At 69.7% G+C, this 4,508-nt stretch carries 6 protein-coding genes; 3 read left to right on the top strand and 3 right to left on the bottom strand.

Features of this window, described 5'->3' with window-relative positions; translation table 11 throughout:
• On the top strand, window positions 1-217 hold a 217-nt coding region (locus AC07X4_RS23745; RefSeq protein WP_494741516.1), incomplete at its 5' end, for a pseudouridine synthase family protein.
• Between the two features lie 19 nt (window positions 218-236).
• On the opposite strand, the gene AC07X4_RS23740 is transcribed toward AC07X4_RS23745, so the two are convergent.
• Window positions 237-959: a glutathione S-transferase family protein gene (locus AC07X4_RS23740; protein WP_494741515.1), complete on the bottom strand. Its 723-nt coding sequence runs from the start codon at window positions 957-959 to the stop codon at window positions 237-239.
• Window positions 959-1,567, bottom strand: a complete 609-nt coding sequence (gene gstA, locus AC07X4_RS23735; protein WP_494741514.1) for a glutathione transferase GstA — start codon at window positions 1,565-1,567, stop codon at window positions 959-961. Before gstA ends, AC07X4_RS23740 begins: the two co-directional genes overlap by 1 nt.
• A 132-nt stretch (window positions 1,568-1,699) precedes the next feature.
• Between gstA and AC07X4_RS23730 the strand changes: the two genes are divergently transcribed.
• A complete protein-coding gene (locus tag AC07X4_RS23730) occupies window positions 1,700-2,590 on the top strand; it encodes a LysR family transcriptional regulator (RefSeq protein ID WP_056064749.1) in 891 nt (296 codons plus the stop codon).
• A gap of 13 nt (window positions 2,591-2,603) precedes the next feature.
• Here AC07X4_RS23730 and AC07X4_RS23725 read toward each other — a convergent pair whose 3' ends face one another.
• Window positions 2,604-3,629, bottom strand: coding sequence for a saccharopine dehydrogenase NADP-binding domain-containing protein (locus AC07X4_RS23725; protein ID WP_494741513.1), 1,026 nt, complete (start codon window positions 3,627-3,629; stop codon window positions 2,604-2,606).
• Window positions 3,630-3,722: 93 nt separating this feature from the next.
• Between AC07X4_RS23725 and AC07X4_RS23720 the strand changes: the two genes are divergently transcribed.
• Entirely contained in the window at window positions 3,723-4,361 is a 639-nt protein-coding gene (locus AC07X4_RS23720) for a TetR/AcrR family transcriptional regulator (RefSeq protein WP_082565059.1), read from the top strand.
• Window positions 4,362-4,508 lie beyond the last annotated feature (147 nt).

The raw sequence follows: 4,508 nt of genomic DNA, 5'->3' as shown, positions 1-4,508 counted from the left end.
GCTGGAGCCCGCCCCTGCGGTGTGGGACCGCACCCCGCCCATCCGCGAGCGCAAGGCCATCCCCACCACCTGGATCGAACTCATCATCCGCGAAGGCCGCAACCGCCAGGTGCGCCGCATGACGGCCGCCGTGGGCCACCCCACGCTGCGGCTCATCCGCGCGGCCATCGGGCCGTACACGCTGGACGGGCTGGCGCCGGGCACCTGGGCGGATTGAGCTGGCAGGCGTGCGGGGTCTACGCGGCCACCGCCTGCATGCGCCGCGACAGGGCTGACCCACGCGCGCGCAAAAAGGCCCGCAAGCCCTCGGCATAGTCCGCACCCACGGCCTGCTGCACCGAAGGGCGTGCCGCCAGCGCAGCCCGCCACTGCTGCACCAGCGGCAAGCCGTGCCAGAGCCCCAGGCCATCCACGCCCGGCAAGGTATCGATGACGTCGAAGTACCGGAACACCGGGCCAAACACCGCATCCACCATGCCAAAGTCCGGCCCGGCAAAGTACGGCCCCGGCACGCTGCGCTGGCCCAGGGCCTCTTCGATCTGCACGAAGCGGCTGCGCAGGTCCTGCGCGCGGGCCTGCAGCGTGGCCTCATCCGCCGCGGCGTAGAAGCCGCCGATGGTGTTCAGCACCGCAGAGCCAAACTCCATCCACGCCCGGTGGCGTGCGCGCTGCAGCGGATCTGGCGGGTGCAACACGGGCATGGCCACCTCGTCCAGGTATTCGCAGATCACGGCCGACTCGAACAGGCTCTGGCCGCGCACCTGCAGGACCGGGGTCTTGCCCAGCGGCGAGATTGCCAGGAACCAGTCGGGCTTGCGGGCCAGGTCGATGGTGCGGCGCTCGAACGCCAGGCCCTTTTCGTGCAGCACGATGGCCACGCGCTGCACATAGGGGCACAGCGCGTGCGAGACCAGAGTGAGCGCAGCGGGCGCCGCTGCGGGCGCTGTGGTCTGGGCCATCACGACAGCAACCCCTCAGCCCGCAGCGCAGCCTGCACCTGCGGGCGGGCCGCCACGCGTGCCATCCAGGCCTGCAGGTGCGGGTAGGCAGTGAGCGGGATGCCCAGCAGGTGGGACCAGTTGACGATGGTGAAGCCATACGCATCGGCCACGCTGTAGCCGCCTGCCAGAAAGTCGCTGCGCGACAGCACGGCCTCCATCTCGGCAAAACGCACGGCCAGCTTGGCCTTGACGGCCTGGCGCGTGGAGTCGGCCGTCTCCTTGTGCCATAGCCAGGGGCTGAAGCCCTTGTGCAGTTCGGTGCTGACGAAGGTGAGCCATTCCAGCACGGACAGCCGCTCGCTGGAGCCGGGCTGGCCGATGAGTGCGCGCGCCGGGTCCAGGTCGGCCACGTACTGCAGCAGCGCCGCTGCTTCGGTGTGGCGCGACTGGTCGGCCAGCTCCAGCAGGGGCACATAGCCGCGCGGGGAGATGTTGAGGTAGTTGGCGCCGGTCTCGGTGGTGTGGCGCACCAGGTCCACCTTGACCAGATCGAACGCAACGCCGACCTCGCGCAGGGCAATGTGGACGGCGAGCGAGCAGGCACCGGGGGCGTAGTAGAGCTTCATGGGAACGGGGCTTTCTGTAAAAACGGTTGGAATATGTCGCCCCTTGGCAGCCACAGAAACCCATCGGTACACGGCAAGGCCCGGCGACAGGCAGAATCTATGCTTGCAATAACGCAAACAAAATAAGCACCCATGAAATCAACCGTTGCATCAGCGCAATACCAACTGGGCGCGGCCGAGCTGGAAGTGCTGCTGGCCATGGTGCGCACCGGCACCCTGGCGGCCGCCGGTGAGCGGCTGGGTGTGGATGCGTCCACGGTGTTCCGCGCCATCCAGCGCATCGAACGGGGGCTGGGCCAGTCGCTGTTCGACCGGTCGCGCGCTGGCTACCGCCCCTCGGAACTGGCCCAGGCATTGGCCGAACAGGCCGAGCGGGTGGAAGCCGCCCTGGAGGCCGCGCGCTCTGCCGCACAGGCGCAGCCCGAACAGGTGTCGGGCACGGTGCGCATCTCCACCACCGACACCATCCTGCACGGCCTCATCGCCCCGGCCCTGCAAATGCTGCAGCCCCGGCACCCGGCCCTGGTGTACGAGCTGCACGCCGGCAACGAGCTGGTGAGCCTGACGCGGCGCGACACCGACATCGCGGTGCGCGCGACCAAGCGCCCGCCACAGCACCTGGTGGGGCGGCAGCTGGGCATGATCCGCTCGGCCCTGTACGCAGGCACCGCCAGCACCCTGGCACTGTCGGATGTGGAGGCGGGCCGCGCCGCCTGGATTGCGCCCGACGACGCCCTGCCCGACCACCCCTCGGTGCGCTGGCGCAAGAAGCAATACCCCAGGGCACAGCCCACCTACCGCGTCAACAGCCTGCTCACCGTGATGGAACTGGTGGCCCTGGGCATGGGCGTGGGGGTGCTGCCCCTCTTTCTGGCCCAGGGCCGCAGCGACCTGCGCCCGCTCACGGGCGCGCTGGCCGACGGCGAGACCGAGCTGTGGCTGCTGACCCACCCGGAGTCGCGGCACCTGCGGCGCATTGCAGCGGTGTACGGGCATCTGGCGGAGACGGTGCAGCTGCCCTGAGCGCCCCTGGGCATCAGCCGGGCAAGGCGTCCCCGAACACCTCCAGCGCCGTGCCGTGCAACGCGCGCAACATGTCCACCGGGTCCACCGCCTGCGCCACGGCCAGTGCGCCGCTGTGGGCGTAGGCAGGCGCCAGCAGGCGCTGGGCCACCTCGACCACGATGGGCGCCGTCACGGCATAGATGTCCTGCCCGCGCACGCCGGCGGTGCGGGTCTGGCCACCTTGCACCAGTTGCACCATGAGCTCGAAGCGCTGCGCAGAGCGTCCGCTGTCGTCCGTGGCCGTGGGCGGCGGGGTGCCGCTGTCGCGGATGTCCTGCAGCGCCGAGCGGTTGAGCAGCGAGCGGATGTGGCCCACAGGCAGGTGGTGGGCGATGGTGATGACCTCGCTGAACGGGATCTCCACCATGGCATGGCTGCCCAGGGGCGCGGCAAACGCCCAGTCCGGCACGTGCTCGGAAGGCACCAGCGGCACCAGGCGCCCGTGGGCCACCACCTGGCGCGGCACGGTGTTGCGCTCGCCTGTCTTGCGCGTGCCGGCGGTGGGCCACCAGCGGTCCAGCCCGATCGCCACAGTGATCTCGTCGATGGTGCCGGCCCTTGCCAGCGCGCTGGCCAGCAGGTCGGCCAGACCGCCATAGAAGGCGGCGGCCGGAATCACCACCTTGCCCGCAGCGCGGGCCGGCGCATCGAAATCGGCCAGGCTGGCCTGCGCACTCGCCTGCTCGGCCGTCACATCGATGTAGTGGCAGCCTGCCCGCAGCGCGGCCTGCGCCACCGGGGCAGCCGTGTCGAGAAAGGGGCCCGCGCAGTTGATGACCACGGCGCAGCCGGCAAACGCCTGTTCCAGACTGGTGGGGTCGGCCAGATCGGCGATGCGCCGGGTCACGCCTGGCGCAAACACCTCGTCCAGCCGGGCGGCGCTGCGCCCCACGGCCACCACGGGCAGCCCGCGGCGCTGTGCGTCCTGCACGACAAATTGGCCGGTGTGGCCGGTGGCGCCGTAAACGGCGATGGGGCGGTGTTGCGGCGGGTTCATGGTCATCCTTTGCGTTGGGCGGGTGGTTGAAATTTAACGATACAGACCTGTCTGTTTTTTGAAGATTACAGACAGGTCTGTATCATGTCAAGCATGCGCACCACAAATTCCCGTTCCACAAGAGACCTCTCCCCCACCAGCGGCCCGGCCGCTGTGGCCGAGCCTGCCGCCGATGTCCGCAGCCGCATCCTCGACACCGCGTCCCGGCTGTTCTATGAACGCGGCGTGCGCGCCGTGGGCGTGGACCTGGTCGTGCTGGAAGCCGCCGTGGCCAAGACGAGCCTGTACCGCTACTTCCCCACCAAGGACGACCTCATCGTGGCCTTCCTGGAGCGGGAAGACGTCGAGTTCTGGGACCAATGGGACAGCGTGGCGGCCCAGTTCGCCGACGACCCCGCCGGGGAACTGGAGGCCCACATGCGCTGGATTGGTGAGCGCCTGGCCCGCTCCAACTACCGGGGCTGCCCCCAGATCAACGTGGCCGCTGAATTTGCCGAGCAGGACCACCCTGCACGGCACGTGGCGCGGCGGCACATGCAGGCGTTGCGGGGGCGCCTGCACGAGGTCGCGGTGCGGTTGAAGGCCCCCCACCCGGAGCAACTGGCCGCCCAGCTTGCGGTGGTGGTGAACGGCGCATTCGTGAGCGCCGGACTGCTCAGCGCCGAAGAAGCCACCGGCGTGCTGGTAGCTGCCGTGCAGGCCCTGCAGGCCGGTGCCCGTAGCCCGGGCTGACCCCGGCCTGACATTTGCTGCCAGGCCGTTGTCAGCAGCCCCTCTCTACAGTGACCGTGCCCCACCGTGCCCGCTGCACCTGCACCGGGCCAGAGCACCTACCCACCCTCAGAGAGGAGCCCCACCATGCCCCCACAAGGCAACCAC

It is taken from the genome of Acidovorax sp. GW460-11-11-14-LB4 (genome assembly GCF_059423685.1).
The sequence above is the reverse complement of the archived record's forward strand: the minus strand, read 5'-3'. Positions and strand labels throughout refer to the sequence as shown.